This is a genomic window from Amycolatopsis sp. NPDC005961, from assembly GCF_040629235.1.
Taxonomy (GTDB): domain Bacteria; phylum Actinomycetota; class Actinomycetes; order Mycobacteriales; family Pseudonocardiaceae; genus Amycolatopsis; species Amycolatopsis camponoti.
The window spans coordinates 1-19190 of sequence record NZ_JBEXVF010000074.1; the positions used below are offsets into that span (position 1 = coordinate 1).

The following is a 19190-nucleotide window of genomic DNA, read 5'->3' on the forward strand; positions in this document are numbered from 1 at the left end:
GCGACGGCTACGAGGTGCACACCGGCATCGCCGGCACCGGGGTGCTGGGCGTGCTGCGCAACGGCGAGGGCCCGACGGTGCTGCTGCGCGCCGACCATCCTGCTCGTCGGCAGCGCCACCGTCCTCGCCGTCATCATCGGCCTGTGGCTGGGCATCCGCGCCGCCTGGCGCCGCGACAGCCTCTTCGACCGCGCCCAGACCGGCATCGCGCTGACCCTCTGGTCGGTCCCGCAGTTCTGGCTCGGCCTGATGCTGCTCGTGGTCACCAACGGCCTGTTCCCCAGCCGCGGCATGCACTCCCCGGACGCCGCGCCCGACGTCCTCTCCCAGACCCTCGACGTCCTGCACCACCTGGTGCTGCCGTGCGTGACGCTGCTGGCGGTGTTCTACGCCCAGTACATGCTGATCATGCGGTCGTCGCTGCTGGGGGAGATGAACGCCGACTACCTCACCACCGCCCGCGCCAAGGGCCTGCGCGACGACCTCGTCCGCAAGCGCCATGCCGTCCCCAACGCGCTGCTGCCGACCACCACGCTGGTGTTCATGCAGTTCGGCGCGGTCGTCGCGGGCGCGGTCACCGTCGAGGCCGTGTTCAGCTGGCCCGGCCTCGGCCAGCTCACCTACGACGCGCTGCACGGCCCCGACCTGCCGGTGCTGCAAGGCGTGTTCACCGTGCTGGCGAGCGCGGTGGTGCTGATGAACCTGCTCGCGGAGCTGCTCTACCGCGTGCTCGACCCCAGGGTGCGTACCTCATGACCACCGCCGAGACGCCACGGCAGATCGCGTGGAGCCGCCGCCGCGCCTCGATCGCCCGGACCTGGCACGAGTTCGCCGCGCAGCGCGCCGCGCTCATCGGGCTGATCCTGCTCGGCGCCACCGTCGTCGTCGCCCTGCTGCTGCCGCTGATCAGCGACGAAAGCGGCCTCGACGTCACCAAGGCCACCGGGCAGCCGCTGTCCCCGCCGACGAGCGAGTTCTGGCTCGGCACCGACAACTTCGGCCGGTCCGTGCTGCTGATGACCGTCTGGGGCAGCCGGATCTCCCTGCTCGTCGGGTTCTCCGCCGCGCTGCTGTCAGTCATCATCGGCACGCTCATCGGCATCACGGCCGCGCACTTCGGCGGCTGGGTGTCGGCCACGCTCCTGCGGTTCACCGACTTCTTCCTGGTCCTGCCGTCGCTGATCCTCGCGATCGCGCTCTCGGCGGTGCTGCCCAAGGGCGTCGGCACGATCATCATCGCCATCGGCCTCACCGCGTGGCCCAGCACCGCACGCCTGGTCCGCGCGCAGACCCTCACCATCGAAAGCCGCCCCTACATCGAGCGGTCCCACGCCCTCGGCGGCGGCCACCTGCACGTGATCGGCAAGCACGTCCTGCCCGGCGTCATGCCGCTCGTGCTGGCCAACACCACGCTCGTGGTCGGCAACTCCGTCATCGCCGACGCGACCTTGTCGTTCCTCGGCGTCGGCGACCCCAATTCCGTCACCTGGGGCCTGGTGCTGGAGAGCGCGCTCAACAACGGCGCGATCAGCCGCGGCGCCTGGTGGAACGTGCTCCCGCCCGGCATCGCGATCGTGCTCGTCGTCCTCTTCTTCACCCTGGTCGGCCGGGGACTGGAGACCGTGCTCAACCCGAGGTTGAAGAAGTGACCACCCCGCTGCTGCAGCTCAAGGACCTCAACGTCACCTACGCGGTCGGCGAGCAGGACGTCCCCGCCGTCCGCGGCGTCAGCCTCACCCTCGACCCCGGCGGCACCCTCGGCGTCGCGGGCGAGTCCGGCTCGGGCAAGTCCACCGTCGCGATGAGCGTCCTGCGCCTGCTGCCGCGCACGGCGAAGATCACCGGCGAGATCGTCCTCGACGGCGAAGACGTCACCACCATGAAGTGGGGCCGCCTGCGCGCGGTCCGCTGGGCCGAGGCGTCGGTGGTGTTCCAGGGGGCCATGCACGCCCTCAACCCGGTCCGCAAGATCGGCGACCAGATCGCCGAGCCGCTGCGGCTGCACCCGCCGTCGGGGAAGTCCCTGACCGACGCCGAAGTCGACGCCCGCGTCGCCGAGCTGCTCACCCAGGTCGACCTGCCCCCGGGCCGCGCCGGCGCCTACCCGCACGAGCTGTCCGGCGGGCAGAAGCAGCGCGTCATGATCGCGATGGCGCTGGCCTGCTCGCCCCGGCTGATCATCGCCGACGAGCCCACCACCGCCCTCGACGTCATCGTCCAGGCCCAGGTCCTCGACCTGCTTTCCCGGCTGGTCGCCGAGCAGGACATCGGCCTCATCATGATCAGCCACGACCTGTCCGTGCTCGCCGCCACCTGCAAGCGCATCGCCGTGATGTACGACGGGCAGATCGTCGAAGAAGGCCCCAGCGCCGAGGTGATGGCCGCCCCGAAGCACGAGCACACCCGGGCGCTCGCGGCGGCGTTCCCGACCGTCGGCGACCCCGTGTCGCGCTTCGCGCCGGCCACCAGCACGCCGCTGCCACCCGAACCTCCGGAACGGGCGGTGGGAGAGCCGCTGCTGGCCGCAGAGAACTTGCGGGTGTCCTTCCGCGACCGCACCGGCAAGCGGATCGACGCCGTCGCCGGGGTCGACCTCACGGTGGCGCGGGACGAGATCGTCGCCCTGGTCGGGCAGTCCGGCTCCGGCAAGACCACGCTCGCCCGCACCCTGCTCGGCCTGCAGAAACCCGACTCCGGCGTCGTCCGGTACGCCGGGAACCCGGTGCCCTCCGGCGGTGCCGGGCTCAAGGCGTACCGCCGTCAGGTCCAGCTCGTCCTGCAGGACCCGACCAGCGCGCTCAACCCGGCCCACACCGTGTACGAGGCCGTCGCCGAAGGGCCGCGGATCCACAAGCTGGCCGACGAGCGCGCGGTCGTCCACCGCGCCCTGGAGGCCGCGGAACTGCGGCCGGCGGAGAAGTACGCCGACCGGCTGCCGCACCAGCTCTCCGGCGGCCAGCGCCAGCGCGTCGTCATCGCCGGGGCGCTCGCGCTGGAGCCGTCGGTGGTGGTGGCCGACGAGCCGGTCGCGTCACTGGACGCCTCCGTGCGCGGCGAAATCCTCGGGCTCTTGCTGCGGCTGCGCCGCGAGCTGGGCCTGGCGGCGCTGGTGATCACCCACGACCTCGGCCTGGCCTGGAACATCGCCGACCGCGTCGCGGTGATGTACCGCGGCGAGCTCGTCGAAACCGGGACGGTGGAACAGGTCCTGCTCGACCCGCAGCACGAGTACACGAAGTCCCTGCTGGCCGCGTTGCCCGGCGGGACCGCCCAGCGACGCACCGTCGCGAGCTGACCCCGCCGGGACACCGGAAAACCGACACTGCGGAAAGCCCGCCCGGGCGCAGTGTGTAACCTCCGAACGGAAATGGCGACCACCACCGACCCCGCGCAGACGCCCTCGGCCACGCTGGCCGAGCGGCTCCTCACGCCTTCGCGATTCCCGTACCGCACCATCGCGATGGGCACGGTCGGGAGCACCCTGCTCATGCTCGCCGCGTTCGGCGCCGGCGGCATCCTGATCAAGGACCCCGTGCTCGGCCACGGCCCGCTCTCGTGGATCCGCTACGGCCACGGGCGCATGCTCGCCAACGCCGTCCTCTACACCGGCTTCGGCCTCGTCGTGTGGGCCTGGGTCCGCCTCGGCCGCTACGTGCTGCTCGGCCGCGTCGGCAGCCGTCCCGTCCTGGTCGCCGCCGCGTGCTGGATGGCGCCGCTGATCGTCTCGCCGCCGCTGTTCACCCGTGACGTCTTCTCCTACCTCGGCCAGGGCGCGCAGCTGCTGTACGGGCTCGACCCGTACGCCAACGGCCCCGCCGAGCTGGACGTCCTGCCGAACGTCGTGCAGAACGTCCACCCGCTCTGGCAGACGACACCGGCGCCGTACGGCCCGCTGTTCCTGCTGATCTCGAAGGGCGTGGTCGCCACCACCGGCGACAACATGATCCTCGGCGTCATCCTCATGCGCCTGGTCCTGCTGGTCGGCCTGGCCGGCACCCTGTGGGCGCTCCCGCGGCTGGTCAAGCACCTCGGTGGCAAGCTCCCGGTCGCGCTGTGGCTCGCGGTGGCCAGCCCGATGATGGTGATCCACCTCTTCGGCGGCCCGCACAACGACCTGATGATGCTCGCGTTCCTCACCATCGGCGTCCTCGCCGCCCTGGAGAAGAAGCACGTCGTCGCGGTCGTCCTGGTCACGATCGGCATGCTGATCAAGCCGACGGCGGCGATCGCGCTGCCCTTCATCGTCTGGATGTGGGCCAACCACCTCGAAGGCGAGTCGAAGGTCCGCAACTTCCTGCGCGCCGGAGCCGCCTCGGTGGGCCTGTTCCTGCCGGTGTTCGTCGCGGGCACGTGGATCTCGCTGGGCTCGCTGAACATGGGCTGGTGGTCCGGCCTCAAGGCCCCGCAGCTCATCGCGAACTGGCTGAACATCCCCACCGGCATCGGCGAGGTGTTCTACAACCTGGTCCACATCGTGGTGGACGTCCAGGTCTCCCCGTTCGTGACGGTCGCCCGCGCGGCCGGCATGCTCGTGCTGATCGCGTTCGGCATCCGCCAGTGGTGGCTGGGACGAGGCGGCGGCACGGAGGCGGTCTACCGGGCCGGTATCTCCCTGCTCGCGGTGGCGATCCTCATGCCCCCGACCTTGCCGTGGTACCTGACCTGGGGTTTCGTGCTCCTGTCGGCGTTCAAGTGGCAGCCGCGTCACCTGGCGCTGGTGGTGGCCGTATCGGTGTTCGTGACGCTGGTGTACTACCCGACGGGCGAGCAGGCCCTGTACGACTGGTGGTTCATCGCGCTGGTGGTGGTGGCGAGCCTGTACTCGGCGGCGTCGCTGCTGCGCCCGGACCCGCTGGGCCTGATCGACGCGTGGCGCCGCCCGGAGAAGTTCCTCCGCGACTAGGGCGCGGCCTGCCTACGCAGTTCCTGCCAGGCCGAACTCACCTGGCTTGCCGGGACAACTCCTCCTAGGCGGGGCGGCTGCGCGCGATCTCCTCGGCGACCTTCGCCATGAACCACACCATGATCTCGTGCGGGACGCGGTACTCCTCCGGTGCGTGCAGGCGCACGGTCGGCTCCACTGACGGATCCTCGTCGGGCACGACTCCCGTCATGATCATGCGACCGGATGTGATGTCGGTCAGCTCGACGAACCAGGCGTCCTCCGGCAGGGCGTACGTGAACTGCACCCCGTAGAAGCGCCCGGCGTGCTCCCGCTCCTCGTAAGCCATGGCCGGACGATGCCACGCCGGCCCACTGTCGGGTAGCGAATTCAGGCCGAGCCCGACCAGCCACTCCACTTGTGGATCTCCGTCACCACCACCGCGTGCTCCGGCGGCCGCTCCGCGTACTGCGAGTACTTCGCCACCAGCCACGAAACCGGCTCGGCACCCGGCGGCAGCACCTGCGCGGTGCCGTCCGCCCGAGCCCACCACAGCTGCGACCAATCCTCGGCGTACGCGTCCGCCAGGAAGCACACCGCCGGGTTCGATGCGATGTTCGCCAGCCGCCGCAGAGACGTCGTCGACTTCGGCTTGTGGTCCACCGCGAAGACCACCTGATCACCCCGCACCGCGAACGTCACCGGCACCAGGTGCGGTACTCCCGCCAAGGAGACGGTCGCCAGGCGCGCCACCCGTGCCGCGGCGAAGCGCTCGCGGGCCTCGTCCGGCGTCATGTCAGCGCGGGGGAGTCGAACGTCAACGTCCCCAGGTCCGCGTCCAGCGACACCGGCACCCCCAGCGGCAACGTCGGTGACGACGCCACGTGCCCGAAGCCGAACTCCTCCACCATCGGCACCCCCAACGGGCCCAGCCGCTCCAGCAGCAGCGCGCGAACCTCGGCGGGATCGCCGCACGCCGCCCACGATCCCAGCACGATGCCGCGGACCCCCTCGAACCAGCCGCTGCGCAGCAACTGCGTCACCATCCGGTCCAGCCGGTACACGCTCTCCGTGACGTCCTCCAGCAGCACCACCGCGTCCCGCGCCGAACCCTGCTCCGGTGTCCCGATCCCCGCCGCCAGCAGCGACAGGTTCCCGCCGGTCGACCGGCCCGACGCCCGGCCCGGCACCAGCGCCGAACCGCCGCGCACCACCAGGTTCCGCTCCGGGTCGAACAACGTGCGCCGCAGGTGCTCCACCGCGAAGTCGTCGAACAGCACGCTCGCCGGCATCGGGGAGAACAAACTGGACAGTCCCAAGTGGACGTCCACCGCCTGGTGCAGCGCCGTGATGTCCGACGACCCGGCCAGCACCTTCGGCCCCGCCTCGCGCAACGCCGCCCAGTCCACCAAGTCCAGCATCCGCTGCACGCCGTAGCCGCCCCGCGCCGCCAGCACGCACCGCACCCCCGGGTCCAGCCACGCCTCGGTGAACTCCGCCGCCCGCGCGGCGTCCGAACCGGACAAGTACCCCGGGGATCCGGGTGAAGAGCGCACGCACGGCCCGATCCGCACCTCGACGCCCCAGCCGCGCAGCACCGGCACCGCCTTCTCCAGCAGGTCCGCCGGCACCGGCCCGGCCGGCGCCACCAGCGCCACCGTGTCACCCGCCCGCAGGCGCGGCGGCCTCACTTCGACAGCTCCAGCCGCGCGACGCCCGGCGTCTCGAACCCGAGCACCTGACCGTAGAACGACAGCTCCGCCTCCAGCGCCGCCACGATCGTCGCGGCCTGCCGGAACCCGTGCTGCTCCCCGGGGAACCGCTGGTAGGCGTACGGGATCCCGCGCCCGGCGAGCCCGGCCACGAACCGGTCCGCCTGCTCGGGCGGGCAGATCCGGTCCTCCAGCCCCTGCTGGAACAGCACCGGCCCGGCCAGCGACGCCGAGTTCGCCAGCGGCGACCGTTCGACGTACCGCTGCCGCGTCGCCGGGAGCGGCCCGACCAGCCCGTCCAGGTACCGCGACTCGAAGTCGTGCGTGTCGCCGCCCGCGCCGGTCCACCCGGCCAGGTCCAGGACCGGGTACATCACGGTGCCCGCCCGGTAGGTTTTCGTCGTGGTCAGCGACGCCGCCGCGGTGAACCCGCCCGCGCTGCCGCCGCGGATGGCCAGCCGGTCGCCGTCGGCCAGCCCGGCCGCCACCAGCGCCTCGGCCACCGCGACGCAGTCCGCGACGTCCACCACGCCCCACTGCTCCCGCAGCCGCTCCCGGTAGGCCCGCCCGAAACCGGTCGACCCGCCGTAGTTCACCGCCGCCACCGCGATGCCGCGGCTGCTGAAGTACGCCAGCTCCAGATCCAGCATCGGCAGGTACTGCCCGGTCGGGCCGCCGTGGACGTGCACCAGCAGCGGCGGCAGCTCACCCTCGGGCGCCGCGAAGTCCGGGTTCGCGGGCCGGTACAGCACCACCGGCACCGCCTCGCCGTCCGCCGTCGTGAACACCCGCTCCTCCGGCACCGGCAGGTACGCCGCCGGCAGCTCCGGTTGCGGCGTCAGATCCCGTACCGCGCCGTCGAGGGAGACCTCCACCACGGCGGCCTCGCGGACCGGGCCGCCGGCGACCCCGGCGACGCCGTCACCGAAGACCGCGAACCCCGTCGACGACCACGCGGTCAGCTCCTCGGCCACCGGCGTCACCGAGCCGTCCGCCTCGTCGAGCACGGCGAGCCGTCCCGAGGTCAGCACCGCGTGCCGCCCGCCGCCGAGCGGGACGAACCACCGCGAACCGGCCTTCCACAGAGGCCCGCCCAGCTCCCGCTCGACCGGCGCGAGGTTCGTCAGCGCCCCGTCGAGCCCGACGCGGTGCAGGTTCCACCAGCCGTCCGGGTCGAGCAGCGCCAGCAGCGTCTCCGGCGTCTCCCACTCGACCTGGCACGCCGAGACGTCCGCGCCGCCGGCCAGCACCCGGTGCGGACCGAAGGACCCGTCCTCGGCGACGGCGGCCACGCACAGCTCGGTCCCGTCCCACGGCATCGCCGGGTGGTCCCAGCCGAACCACGCCGCGTGCCGCCCGTCCGGCGACAGCTTCGCCACGGTCAGGAAGTGGTGACTGGCGGCCAGCACCCGTTCCGGGCCGCCGTCGAGGGCGATCGCCACCAGCTCCCGCTCGATGTCGGCGGGCCGCGGCCCGACCGCGCGTTCGCGGACCGCGAACACCTCCCCGGGCCGCCCGGCCCGCAGGTCGCCGTACCGGACGCCCTGAGGCTCCGCGGGCTCCGGTGTCAGCGGCACCACACCGGTTTCGCTCACCGCGTAAACCCGCTGATCGGCCCAGTGCGTGAACACCACCACACCTTCGACGACGGTCCACGGCCGCCCGCCGTACTCGTGCAGCCGGTTGCGGACGTTCCACGGCGCGGGCAGCACGTCCTCGGTACCGCCCGGCACCGCTCGCACCAGGGCGACTCGTCCCTGCTCACCGGGCCGCGCCTCGGCCCACCACACCTCGTCCCCGACGACGTCGAGCCACTGCGGGCCGCCGCCGGCGGCGGCCACCTCGGCGGCGGTGATGGGTGAGGACCAGGTTCCGTACGGGGAGATCCGAGACACCCCCAGAGGCTAGCGGCCCGCACGGCAGGGGCGGCGGATGCCGATCATGCGTCCGTGGCATAGGGTCGACAGTGCTATGTCTCGCGTAATCCACGTCTTCCGCCAGCCGGATCGTTTCGTCGCCGGCACCGTCGGCGAGCCCGGCGATCGCACGTTCTACCTCCAGGCCTCCGAGGACGTGCGCACCATCAGCGTCACCATCGAAAAGCAGCAGGTCGTCGTCCTCGCGGAACGCCTCGGCTCGCTGCTCGAAGAGGTCGCCAGCCGCTTCGGTGCCGACGTACCCGACGACGTCCCCGACGACCAGCTCGACGTCGACCCCCTCACCGTGCCGGTCGAGGAGGAGTTCCGCGTCGGCACCATGGGTCTCGGCTGGGACGCCGACAGCAGCGCCGTCGTCATCGAGCTGCTCGCCATCACCGAGGGCGAGGTCGACGAGACGGTCGTGCTGGACGACACCGAGGAGGGTCCGGACGCCGTCCGCGTCTTCCTCACCCCGGCCGCCGCCCGCGCCTTCGCCGAGCGAGCCGACCGCGTCGTCAACGCCGGCCGCAAGCCCTGCCCGCTGTGCGGGGAGCCGCTCGACCCGAACGGGCACATCTGCCCTCGGCAGAACGGCTACCGGCGCGAAACCGACGCGGACGAAGACTGACCATGGCCGACTCGCCGGCGGACCAGCCGGACCCGGCGGACCCCGCGTCCCGCGAACTCGTCACCCACGGCCGCATCGACGTCGAAGGACGCCTGGTCGACGCCTCCAACGTGACGCTCTTCTGCGCCATCGAGCTCGACGGCGTCACCGGCCGCGTCGTGTACAAGCCGGTGTCGGGGGAGCGGCCGCTGTGGGACTTCCCCGACGGCACCCTCGCCGGGCGCGAGGTCGCGACCGCGATCATCAGCGAGGCCGCCGGCGTCGGCGCGATCCCGCCGACGGTGCTGCGTGACGGGCCGTTCGGCCCCGGCATGGTCCAGCTGTGGATCGAAACCACCGAAGACGACGTCGTCGAAGTCCTCCCGCCGGACGAGGTCCCCGAAGGCTGGCGGGAGGTGCTGCACGCCCACGACCGGCTCGGCGAACCCGCGGTGCTGGCCCACGCCGACCACCCCGGGCTGCGCGACCTCGCCGTGCTCGACATCGTCGTCAACAACACCGACCGCAAGGGCGGGCACCTGCTGCCCGGCCTCGACGGCCGCGTCTACGGCGTCGACCACGGCATCTGCCTGCACACCGATCCCAAGCTGCGCACCGTGCTCTGGGGCTGGATCGGCGAGCCGGTGCCGCCGGACACCGTCGAGAAGCTGCGGAAGCTGCGCTCGGAGCTCGACGGCGGCCTCGGCAAGACGCTGGCCGAGCACATCACCAAGTTCGAGATCCGGGCGCTGGCCGAACGCACCGACCTGCTGTTGACCGAGGGCATCTTCCCCGAACCGGGCGACGACTGGCGCGCGATCCCGTGGCCGTTGTTCTGATCGACGACGCGGCCCGCGCCCGGCTGGTCGACCGCTTCGGCGCGGAGCTGGCCGAGCCGTGGTGCGACGCGCTTCCCGGCTTGGTCGCCCGGCTGACGGCGACGTGGAACCTCGAAGTGCGCGAGGCGCGGCCCGGCAACACCGGCCGCACCCTGCTGTGCACCGGTCCCGGCGGTGACCTGCGCGTTCTCAAGCTGACCCCGGATCCCGAGGTCGCCCGGCTCGAGGTCACCGGGCTGCGGGCCTGGGCGGGCTGCTCCCGCGTCGTCCAGGTGCTCGACGCCGACCTCGACGCCAACGCGATCCTGCTCGAAGGCCTGGTGCCGGGCACCCAGCTCGACAGCGACGTCCCGTGGGCCCAGATCGGCGAGATGCTCGACCAGCTGCACTCCGTCGATCCGGCCGGGGAGTTCCGGAGCCTGGCCGAAGGCATCGAGTTCATCTTCACCCTCTCCGAACGCCGCCGCCGCGAGTCCCCGGCCGCCGAGCACCTGAGCGCCGAAGTCCTGCAGAAGGGCCGCGAGCGGGCGCTCGCGCTCGCCACCAGCGGACCGGTCACGCTGATTCACGGCGACCTCCACCCCGCGAACGTCCTCGACGCCGGACCCGGTCGCGGCGCCGTCGCCATCGACCCGCGCCCCGGCCTCGGCGACCCTTCGCTCGACGCGATCGACTGGATGTTCGTCCCGATGGCGAAGGGCGGCACGATCGAGGACGGCCTCACCGCGCTCGCCCCGCACGTGACGGACTTCGACGCCGAACGGGTCCGGGCCTGGTGCGTCGCGATGGCCCCGCTCGTCGCGCTCTCGCCGTTGCGCCGCGGCGAACGGACGCCGTTCACCGACGCGGTCCTGGAGTTGGCGCGCTGACCGGCGTGGCATGACCCGTCCGGGTACCCCGGCCCACTAGGTTGCCTGGTCGTGCGCTCCCATTCCTATGACGACGTGCTCGCCGGCCGGCGCCGCAAGAAGGTGCCGGAAGTCCCCGCCGAACCCGGGCTGGTGGTCGAAGACCCGGCCAGCGGGTTCTGCGGTGCCGTGATCCGGATCGAGTACGGCAACGTCGTGCTCGAAGACGGCAAGGGACGCCACCGCGTGTTCCCGCTCGAGCCCGCCGCGTTCCTGCTGGAAGGCAAGCCGGTGACGCTGGTGCCGGTCAAGACGGTGAAGGCGCCGGTCAAGCAGGTGTCGGCGTCCGGGTCGGTGAAGGTGCAGGGCCTGCAGGCGCGCGTCGCCCGCGACTCGCGCATCTGGGTCGAGGGCAAGCACGACGCCGAGCTCGTCGAACGCGTCTGGGGCCACGACCTGCGCGTCGAAGGCGTCGTCGTCGAGCCGCTCGACGGTGTCGACGTGCTGTCCGACCGGATCGCCGAGTTCGGCACCGGCCCCGGCCGGCGGCTCGGTGTGCTGGTCGACCACCTCGTGCCGGGCAGCAAGGAGTCCCGGCTCGTCGAGGCCGTCCACGACGAGAACGTGCTGGTCACCGGGCACCCGTACATCGACGTCTGGGAGGCCGTGCGGCCCGCCGCGGTCGGGATCCGGGCGTGGCCGAAGATCCCGCGCGGCACCGAGTGGAAGCAGGGCATCTGCGACGCGCTCGGCTGGGGGCAACCTTACGAAGGCTGGCAACGTGTCCTGAGCGGGGTGAGCAGTTTCCGCGACCTCGAGACCCCGCTCATCGGGGCCGTGGAACGCCTCATCGACTTCGTCACCGAGCCGACGGAAGAGGCCTGAATGTCCGAATTGTCCAAGGTCACGCGTAGGTCACGTCGAGTCACTGTGCCGGTGCGAACCGGCGCGATCTGAGAGCATTGAGCCATGGCATGGGCAGTGGTCTGGTTGATCGTCGGCATCGCCCTGATGATCGCGGAAGTCCTCTCGGGTGACTTCGTGCTGATCATGCTGGGCGTCGGCGCGCTGTTCGGCGCCGGAGCCGACGTGCTCACCGGGAACATCTTCATCGACGTCGCCGTGTTCGCCGTCGCCTCGGTCGGGATGCTCGTGCTGGTCCGGCCCGCGCTGAAGCGGCGCTTCCTGGCCGGCACCGGCCACCGCACCGGCATCGAGGCCCTCATCGGCGCCCGCGCGGTCGTCTTGTCCACAGTGGACTTCGAGGCCGGGCAGGTGAAGCTGGCCGGTGACGTCTGGTCCGCGCGCAGCCTTTCGGAGCACCACGAACCGATCAAACCCGGCACGTCCGTCACCGTCGTCGAAATCGCCGGTGCCACCGCCGTCGTGTCGGCCGAGCCGTGAGCCTGGGGCTCGTCATCGTTCCCGAGGGCCGGGCCGCGGTGATCGAACGCGGCGGGCGCTTCCGCACCGTGCTCGGCCCCGGACGGCACTTCGTGGTGCCGTTCGCCGACACCGTCCGGGCGCGCGTGGACCTCGGGGACCAGATCCTGTCCGCGCCGCCCCGCGTCATCGAGGCCGGCGACGGGCGGGAAGTCCACATCGGATTCGAAGTCACTTTTGCCGTCACGGATCCGCGCCTGGCGACGTACGAAATCACCAACCCGGCCATCGCGATCGAACAGCTGACCACCACGGCGTTGCGGCAGGAAGCGAGCCTGACCACGGCCGAGCGCGCCGTCACCGCGCCGGGGGACCTGCACCGTACAGTGTGGACGGTCCTGCACGACACCACAGGACGCTGGGGAATCGTCACCCGGGAGCTGAAGCTCGCGGTGAGCCCGCCCGCGGCGCCCGGAACACCGTCAACCGCGCAAGAATGGTACTAGGTAAGGGGAAGATCTCTTGACCACCACAGTAGCGATCGTCGTGGTCGTCTTACTGGCTCTCTTCGTGATCATCACGGTAGCCAAGGCGATCATGGTCGTGCCGCAGGCGCAGTCGGCGGTGATCGAGCGGCTGGGCCGGTTCCGCACGGTGGCCTCGCCGGGACTGACCTTCCTGGTGCCGTTCCTGGACAAGGTGCGCGCCCGGATCGACCTGCGCGAGCAGGTCGTCTCGTTCCCGCCGCAGCCGGTCATCACCGAGGACAACCTGACGGTGTCGATCGACACCGTCGTCTACTTCCAGGTCACCGACTCGCGCGCCGCGGTCTACGAGATCTCGAACTACATCGTCGGTGTCGAGCAGCTGACCACCACCACGCTCCGCAACGTGGTCGGTGGCATGAGCCTCGAGCAGACGCTGACCTCACGCGACTCGATCAACACGCAGCTGCGTGGCGTGCTCGACGAAGCGACCGGCCGCTGGGGCATCCGCGTCGGCCGCGTCGAGCTCAAGGCGATCGACCCGCCGCCCTCCATCCAGGACTCGATGGAGAAGCAGATGCGCGCCGACCGTGAGAAGCGCGCCATGATCCTCACCGCGGAAGGCCAGCGGGAGTCGGCGATCAAGACCGCGGAAGGCCAGAAGCAGAGCCAGATCCTCTCCGCCGAGGGTGCCCGCCAGGCGACGATCCTCGCGGCCGAGGCCGAGCGGCAGTCCCGCATCCTGCGCGCGCAGGGTGAGCGCGCCGCTCGCTACCTGCAGGCGCAGGGCCAGGCGAAGGCGATCGAGAAGGTGTTCGCCGCGATCAAGGCCGGCCGCCCGACGCCGGAGGTGCTGGCCTACCAGTACCTGCAGACGCTCCCGCAGATGGCGCAGGGCGACGCGAACAAGGTCTGGATGATCCCGAGCGACTACGGCAAGGCCCTCGAAGGCTTCGCCCGCGCGCTCGGCGCCCCGGGCGACGACGGCGTCTTCCGCTACGAGCCGCCGAAGGACGACGACGTCCCGGCCAAGCCCGACCTCGAGGACGAAGAGGTCGCGAGCTGGTTCGAGACGAAGAGCGACCCGAAGGTCGCCGAGGCCGTCGCGGCCGCGGAAGCCGTGGCCCGCCAGGAGGTCCCGGCCCTCGGGGTGCCGACCGGCGCCCCGCCCGCGCGGCCGGCGATCCCGCGTCCGGTCCAGCAGCAGCCCGAGCCGGAGCCGGCCGACGAGGAACGCGGCACCGAGGTCACGCCCGCGCCGCAGCAGCCGCCGACCCCGCAGAGCGGCCAGCCGGCGTTGCCGCAGCCGCAGTCCCCGGCCGGCCCGCCCCAGGGCCAGGGCTACCAGGGCCAGCCGCAGTCCCCGCCGCCGGGCCAGTTCGGCGGCCCGCAGAACCCGGGCAGCGGGCCGTTCCCGCAGCAGCCCCCGTTCGGCGGACCCCAGGGCCCGCGCCGCTGACACGCACGTGAAGAGGGCCTCCCACCGGCTTCGGTGGGAGGCCCTCTTTCGTCGTCAGCTCCGCTGGTACACGGTCACGTCGTCGATGTCGGCCTTCGAACGGTCCTTCAGCAAGATCACGCACAGCACGGTGACCACCGCCGACAGGATGATGTAGCCCGAGATCGAGTACGGCGTCCCGGTCTGGTGCAGCAGCCACGTCGCCAGCAGCGGCGCCGGCCCGCCCGCGAACACCGACGCCAGCTGGTAGCCCAGCCCCGCGCCGCCGTAACGCAGGTGCGTCGGGAAGCTCTCGCCGATCAGCGCCGCCTGCGGCCCGTACTGCAACGCGTGCGGGATGAACGACACGACGACCGCGACGAACACCAGCGCGTGGTTGCCGTGCGCGAGGATCGTGAAGTACGGGAACGCGATCACGCCGGTGAACACCGCCCCGGCCAGGTACACCTTCTTGCGGCCGATCCGGTCCGACAGCGACGAGAAGAACGGGATCATCGCCAGCTCGCACGCGGCGCCGACGAGGACCGCGTTGAGCACGAACGTCTTGCTGAACTCGTGCCGCGACACGACGTAGACCAGCACGTAGCTGGTGAACAGGTAGAACGGCATCTGCTCGCTGAAGCGCACGCCGGCCGAGAGCAGAATCTCGCGCCAGTGGTGGCGGATCGCGTCGAGCACCGGGGTCCGCGCGGTCTGCCGGTTCTCGATCAGCTTCGCGAACATCGGCGTTTCGAGGATCTTCAGCCGGATCACCAGGCCGACCGCGACCAGGACGAGGCTCGCGAGGAATGGCAGCCGCCAGCCCCAGGAGTCGAACGCGTCGGGGGAGAGGGTCGCCGACAGCAACGTCATGCCGCCGGTGCCCAGCACCAGCCCGACCGGGACGCCGATCTGCGCGAAACTGCCCAGCAGCCCGCGTTTCTTCTGGTCGCCCCACTCCATCGCGAGCAGGACCGAGCCGCTCCACTCGCCGCCGATCGCGATGCCCTGGATCAGCCGCAGCAGCACCAGGATCAGCGGTGCGGCGAACCCGATGGACGCCGTCCCGGGCAGCATCCCGACGATGCCGGAGGAGACGCCCATCAGCAGCAGCGTGACGATCAGCGTGGCCTTGCGGCCGATCCGGTCGCCCCAGTGCCCGAAGATCGCGGCCCCGACCGGGCGGGCGGCGAACCCGACCGCGTAGGTCGCGAACGACTGCATGGCGCCCGCGTAGGCGCTCGACGCGGGGAAGAACAGGTGCGGGAAGACCAAGGCCGCCGCGGTGTTGTAGAGGAAGAAGTCGTACCACTCGATGGTCGTGCCGATCGCGCTCGCCAGCGCCGCCCGCCTGACCTGCACTTTCCCGGACTTGCTGTCCGGTTCAACCTCGTGCGTGACTCCGTTGTCGCCCAGGACCATCTCGCAACACCTCCGGGTGGCTGATGTCACACAACAGTGTGACGCCCGTCGACGGTTTAGGCGATCGATGACCGCCAACTCGTCCGGTCGGTGATGAACAACTTGCAGATCATGCAACTTTGCAGAATCTGCAAGTTCCGCTATGGTGGGCTCATGGACGCCCGAGGACTGCGTGAGCGCAAGAAGCAGGAAACGCGCATCGCGTTGAGCTGGGCGGCCATCCGGCTCACCGTCGAACGCGGCTACGCCCAGGTCCGGATCGAGGACATCGCCGCCGAGGCCGGGGTGTCCACCCGGACGTTCAGCAACTACTTCGGCACCAAGGGCGAAGCCATCGTGGCCCGCCACCACGACCGCGGCCGCGCGATCGCCTCGGCACTGCGTGAGCGTCCGGCCGGTGAGCCGATCTGGGAAGCCATCACCGCGGCCACGCTGGCCGGGTTCGCCCTCGGCGAGCCGGTCACCGAAGGCCGGGTCCCCGACCCGTCGTGGCTCGCCGGGATCCGGCTGATGGTCGCGGAACCCGCGCTGCAGGGCGAGTTCCACAAGGCCGGCGCGGCGGGTGAGGCCGAGATCGCCCGGGTCGTCGCCGAACGCACCGGCACCGACGCCGAGACGGACGTCTACCCGCAGCTCGTCGCGGGTACCGTCGCCGCCGCGCTCGCCGTCGTCACGCGGCAGTGGCTCGGGACCGAGTCGCCGCGGCCGCTGGAAGAGCTGATCCGGGAAGTGTTCGGCCGGCTCGCCGCGGGCCTGCCCGAACCGCGCTGAACCCCCTCGCTCCACGCCCGGCAGGGTCGCCGGGTTTCTTCGTCATGCCCTTTCACCGCAAGGAGTTCCATCATGGAAGACGTCGTCATCGCCGGTGCCGGGCCCAACGGCCTCATGCTCGCCTGCGAACTCGCGCTCGCCGGCATCCGCCCGCTCGTACTGGAACGGCTGCCCGAGCCCACCGAGGAGAACCGCGCCAACGGGCTGGTCGGCCAGGTCGTGCGCCTGCTCGACCGCCGCGGGCTGCACGACCGCCTCGCCGGCCCGATCGGGCCGCCCGTCCCCGCGTTCGTCTTCGGGGCGATGCGCCTGGACCTCACCCTGGCCGAGCGCAACTCGCTGCACATCCTCGGCGTGCCCCAGCGCCAGGTCGCGGCGATGCTCGCCGAACGCGCCACCGAACTCGGCGTCGAGATCCGCCGCGGCCACGAGCTCACCGGCCTGACCCAGGACGCCGGCGCCGTCACCGTCGACTTCACCGGTCCCGACGGGCTGGGCCGGCTCACCACCCGCTACCTCGTCGGCGCCGACGGCGGGCGCAGCGTCACCCGCAAGCTCGCCGGCATCGGCTTCCCCGGCGTCACCGAGGACCGCACCCTGTCCCTGACCGCGAACGCCACCGTGCCCGCGGAGTTCGTCGATGCCCCTTCGGGCGGGCTGAGCGTCCCCGGGCACGGCGTCATCCCGCCGTTCTTCCACTACCGCACCGAAAACGGCCTGTTCGTCTACGCGCCGTTCCCCGGCAGGCCGCTCGTCACCACCACGGAGTGGACCGACGCCGCGGAGGACCCGGACGAGCCACCGATGACCCTCGACGACCAGCGCGCGAGCATCGAGCGCGTGCTCGGCTTCGCCCTGCCGCTCGGGCCGCCGGAGGGCGACGGCCCGCACCTGCTGCGGCGGCTGCGCGGACGCAACACCCGGCTGGCCGACCGGTTCCGCGACGGCCGCGTACTGCTGGTCGGCGACGCGGCGCACGTCCACTCCGCGATCGGCGGGCCCGGCCTGAACCTCGGCCTGCAGGACGCGGTCGCCCTCGGCTGGAAGCTCGCCGCCGAACTGCACGGCTGGGCGCCGGCCGGGCTGCTCGACACCTACGAGAGCGAACGCCGCCCGATCGCCGAGCGCGTCGTCATGCACACCCAGGCCCAGTCCGCGCTGATCGCGCCGGGCCGCGACGTCACGGCGCTGCGGGAGCTGTTCGGCGAGCTGCTGCGGCTGCCGAGCACGGTGGAGCACATCGCCGACCTGATGTCGGGCGCGGACGTCCGGTACGAACCGGGCACCGACCACCCGCTCGACGGCCGGTGGGCGCCGGACCTGGTGCTGGCCGACGGCACCCGGCTCGCCGAGCTGACCCGGACGGCCCGGCCGCTGCTGCTGGACTTCACCGGCTCACTCGGCGACGAGCTGCGCGGCTGGACCGGCCGCGTCGACCTCGTCACCGGCCAGGCCGAGGCGGACGTGACCGCGTTGCTCATCCGCCCCGACGGGTACGTCGCCTGGGCGACCAGCTCGGCCGAGCCCGACGACACCGAGCGGAAGGCCCTGCGGGCGGCGCTCGAACGGTGGTTCGGCACCCCCGTTGACATGTAGGAGAACCCCTACGTATTGTCGCGGGCATGACGATCACCCACGTGCAGTTCCTGACCCTGCCCGTCGCCGACCACGCCCGCGCGCGGGACTTCTACGTCGGCAAGCTCGGCTTCGAAGCCGTCGTCGACCGCCGCACGCCCGAAGGCGGCCGGTTCGTCATGGTCGTCCCGAAGGGCGCGAAGACCGGCGTGGTGCTCACCGACCAGCAGGTCACCGGGGTCGAGCCGGGCCCGCGGCACTTCCAGCTGCAGACCACCGACCTCGACGCCGACGTCGCCACGTTGCGGGCGGCCGGCGTCGAGGTCGCCGACCCGGAGGAACGGCCGTGGGGGCGCGCGACGTCCTTCCGGGACCTCGACGGCCACACGCTCGGCCTGCTGCAGCCGTCGGACTTCGGCAACGTCCCGAACTGATGCCGGTCAACGACGACGTCTTCGCCGCGCTGGCCAGCCCGGCCCGGCGGCAGGTCCTGCGGCTGCTGCTGGACGGCCCGATGGCCGCCGGCGCGATCGCCGAGCGCTTCGAGATGGCCCGGCCCAGCCTGTCGGAACACCTTCGGGTGCTGCGGGAGGCGGGCCTGGTCAGCGAGCAGCGGCAGGGCCGCAACCGCGTCTACCGTCTCGACGCCGCCCCGCTCGAAGAGGTCGCCGACTGGCTCACGCCGTACGAGCGGTTCTGGCGGAGCAAGCTCGCCAACCTGCGTGACCTGCTCGACGAGGAGGACGACCGGTGACCGACGACGACCCGACCGCGATCCACGTCGACCAGTTCCTCGCCCACCCGGCCCGCAAGGTCTGGCGCGCGCTGACCGAACCGGACCTCCTGGAACGCTGGATGAACATGCCCAACGACATCAAGCCCCTGGTGGGGCACCGGTTCCAGCTGCTGGCCGAGCCGGTGCCCGCGGCCGGGTTCGCCGGCGGCCCGGTGGCGTGCGAGGTCCTCGAAGTCGAGCCCGAGCGCAAGCTCAGCATCCGCTGGGGTCCGCAGTGGACGGTCACCTGGCGGCTCGAACCGGAAGGCACCGGCACCCGGCTCTTCCTGAGCCACGAGGGGTTCGACCCGGACGACGAGTTCCAGCGGGTCTCCCGGCGCATCATGGGCGGCGGCTGGCGCTCCCACGTGCCGCGGGCACTGGCCCGGGTGCTGGACGCCCTGGACGACCCGGCCCGTCACCGAGCCGACCGGAAGTAGGCCGCCTGCCCCGAGCAGCGCGGAACCGTTGCCGCGAAAGTCATCGGCCGTGGCGGCCGGCGGATCGGTGACCCCCAGCGCAGTACCATCGGGA

General features: G+C 71.8%; 21 protein-coding genes. 16 read left to right on the plus strand and 5 right to left on the minus strand.

Features of this window, described 5'->3' with window-relative positions:
- The 4 genes from ABZ342_RS40660 to mptB form a co-directional block, all read left to right on the plus strand.
- Positions 1 to 756, plus strand: a 756-nt coding sequence (locus ABZ342_RS40660) for an ABC transporter permease (RefSeq protein ID WP_360485020.1), incomplete at its 5' end; no start/stop codon positions are given.
- A complete protein-coding gene (locus ABZ342_RS40665; protein ID WP_360485023.1) occupies positions 753 to 1649 on the plus strand; it encodes an ABC transporter permease in 897 nt (298 codons plus the stop codon). The genes ABZ342_RS40660 and ABZ342_RS40665, both read left to right, overlap by 4 nt.
- Positions 1646 to 3295, plus strand: coding sequence for an ABC transporter ATP-binding protein (locus ABZ342_RS40670; protein ID WP_360485026.1), 1650 nt, complete (start codon positions 1646 to 1648; stop codon positions 3293 to 3295). Before ABZ342_RS40665 ends, ABZ342_RS40670 begins: the two co-directional genes overlap by 4 nt.
- Positions 3296 to 3367: 72 nt before the next feature.
- On the plus strand, positions 3368 to 4903 hold the full coding sequence (gene mptB, locus ABZ342_RS40675) for a polyprenol phosphomannose-dependent alpha 1,6 mannosyltransferase MptB (protein ID WP_360485029.1): 1536 nt from the start codon (positions 3368 to 3370) through the stop codon (positions 4901 to 4903).
- Between the two features lie 64 nt (positions 4904 to 4967).
- Here mptB and ABZ342_RS40680 read toward each other — a convergent pair whose 3' ends face one another.
- Genes ABZ342_RS40680 through ABZ342_RS40695 form a run of 4 tightly spaced genes read right to left on the minus strand, consistent with a single transcriptional unit; the run spans position 4968 to position 8489 of the window.
- Positions 4968 to 5231 carry a hypothetical protein gene (locus ABZ342_RS40680; protein ID WP_360485032.1) on the minus strand — a complete coding sequence of 88 codons (264 nt, stop codon included), beginning with the start codon at positions 5229 to 5231 and terminating at the stop codon, positions 4968 to 4970.
- A gap of 41 nt (positions 5232 to 5272) precedes the next feature.
- Positions 5273 to 5677, minus strand: a complete 405-nt coding sequence (locus tag ABZ342_RS40685) for a TIGR03668 family PPOX class F420-dependent oxidoreductase (RefSeq protein ID WP_360485035.1) — start codon at positions 5675 to 5677, stop codon at positions 5273 to 5275.
- Positions 5674 to 6573: an LD-carboxypeptidase gene (locus ABZ342_RS40690; RefSeq protein ID WP_360485038.1), complete on the minus strand. Its 900-nt coding sequence runs from the start codon at positions 6571 to 6573 to the stop codon at positions 5674 to 5676. Before ABZ342_RS40690 ends, ABZ342_RS40685 begins: the two co-directional genes overlap by 4 nt.
- Positions 6570 to 8489, minus strand: a complete 1920-nt coding sequence (locus ABZ342_RS40695) for a prolyl oligopeptidase family serine peptidase (protein ID WP_360485041.1) — start codon at positions 8487 to 8489, stop codon at positions 6570 to 6572. Before ABZ342_RS40695 ends, ABZ342_RS40690 begins: the two co-directional genes overlap by 4 nt.
- A gap of 76 nt (positions 8490 to 8565) precedes the next feature.
- On the opposite strand from ABZ342_RS40695, the gene ABZ342_RS40700 reads away from it, so the two are divergent.
- From ABZ342_RS40700 to ABZ342_RS40730, 7 genes are all read left to right on the plus strand, one after another.
- Positions 8566 to 9141: a DUF3090 domain-containing protein gene (locus ABZ342_RS40700; protein ID WP_360485044.1), complete on the plus strand. Its 576-nt coding sequence runs from the start codon at positions 8566 to 8568 to the stop codon at positions 9139 to 9141.
- A gap of 2 nt (positions 9142 to 9143) precedes the next feature.
- A complete protein-coding gene (locus ABZ342_RS40705) occupies positions 9144 to 9959 on the plus strand; it encodes an SCO1664 family protein (RefSeq protein WP_155544003.1) in 816 nt (271 codons plus the stop codon).
- Complete coding sequence (locus ABZ342_RS40710) at positions 9944 to 10828, plus strand: aminoglycoside phosphotransferase family protein (RefSeq protein WP_360485047.1); 885 nt, start codon at positions 9944 to 9946, stop codon at positions 10826 to 10828. The genes ABZ342_RS40705 and ABZ342_RS40710 overlap by 16 nt, the downstream gene beginning before the upstream one ends.
- Positions 10829 to 10879: 51 nt before the next feature.
- A complete protein-coding gene (locus tag ABZ342_RS40715) occupies positions 10880 to 11692 on the plus strand; it encodes a DUF3097 domain-containing protein (RefSeq protein ID WP_360485050.1) in 813 nt (270 codons plus the stop codon).
- 84 nt (positions 11693 to 11776) lie between these two features.
- Complete coding sequence (locus ABZ342_RS40720) at positions 11777 to 12211, plus strand: NfeD family protein (protein WP_155544006.1); 435 nt, start codon at positions 11777 to 11779, stop codon at positions 12209 to 12211.
- Positions 12208 to 12696: an SPFH domain-containing protein gene (locus ABZ342_RS40725; protein ID WP_155544007.1), complete on the plus strand. Its 489-nt coding sequence runs from the start codon at positions 12208 to 12210 to the stop codon at positions 12694 to 12696. Before ABZ342_RS40720 ends, ABZ342_RS40725 begins: the two co-directional genes overlap by 4 nt.
- A gap of 91 nt (positions 12697 to 12787) precedes the next feature.
- The gene (locus ABZ342_RS40730; protein WP_360485142.1) at positions 12788 to 14134 is read left to right on the plus strand and encodes an SPFH domain-containing protein; all 1347 of its coding nucleotides are present in this window, start codon (positions 12788 to 12790) and stop codon (positions 14132 to 14134) included.
- A 54-nt stretch (positions 14135 to 14188) separates the two neighbouring features.
- On the opposite strand, the gene ABZ342_RS40735 is transcribed toward ABZ342_RS40730, so the two are convergent.
- Entirely contained in the window at positions 14189 to 15535 is a 1347-nt protein-coding gene (locus tag ABZ342_RS40735; protein ID WP_360485055.1) for an MFS transporter, read from the minus strand.
- A 153-nt stretch (positions 15536 to 15688) separates the two neighbouring features.
- Here ABZ342_RS40735 and ABZ342_RS40740 point away from each other — a divergent pair, with 153 nt between their 5' ends.
- From ABZ342_RS40740 to ABZ342_RS40760, 5 genes are all read left to right on the plus strand, one after another.
- Entirely contained in the window at positions 15689 to 16306 is a 618-nt protein-coding gene (locus ABZ342_RS40740; protein WP_155544010.1) for a TetR family transcriptional regulator, read from the plus strand.
- Between the two features lie 72 nt (positions 16307 to 16378).
- Positions 16379 to 17902 carry an FAD-dependent monooxygenase gene (locus ABZ342_RS40745; RefSeq protein WP_360485059.1) on the plus strand — a complete coding sequence of 508 codons (1524 nt, stop codon included), beginning with the start codon at positions 16379 to 16381 and terminating at the stop codon, positions 17900 to 17902.
- A 26-nt stretch (positions 17903 to 17928) separates the two neighbouring features.
- On the plus strand, positions 17929 to 18315 hold the full coding sequence (locus ABZ342_RS40750) for a VOC family protein (protein ID WP_360485062.1): 387 nt from the start codon (positions 17929 to 17931) through the stop codon (positions 18313 to 18315).
- On the plus strand, positions 18315 to 18635 hold the full coding sequence (locus ABZ342_RS40755) for a metalloregulator ArsR/SmtB family transcription factor (RefSeq protein WP_155544013.1): 321 nt from the start codon (positions 18315 to 18317) through the stop codon (positions 18633 to 18635). Before ABZ342_RS40750 ends, ABZ342_RS40755 begins: the two co-directional genes overlap by 1 nt.
- On the plus strand, positions 18632 to 19096 hold the full coding sequence (locus ABZ342_RS40760; RefSeq protein WP_360485066.1) for an SRPBCC domain-containing protein: 465 nt from the start codon (positions 18632 to 18634) through the stop codon (positions 19094 to 19096). Before ABZ342_RS40755 ends, ABZ342_RS40760 begins: the two co-directional genes overlap by 4 nt.
- Positions 19097 to 19190 lie beyond the last annotated feature (94 nt).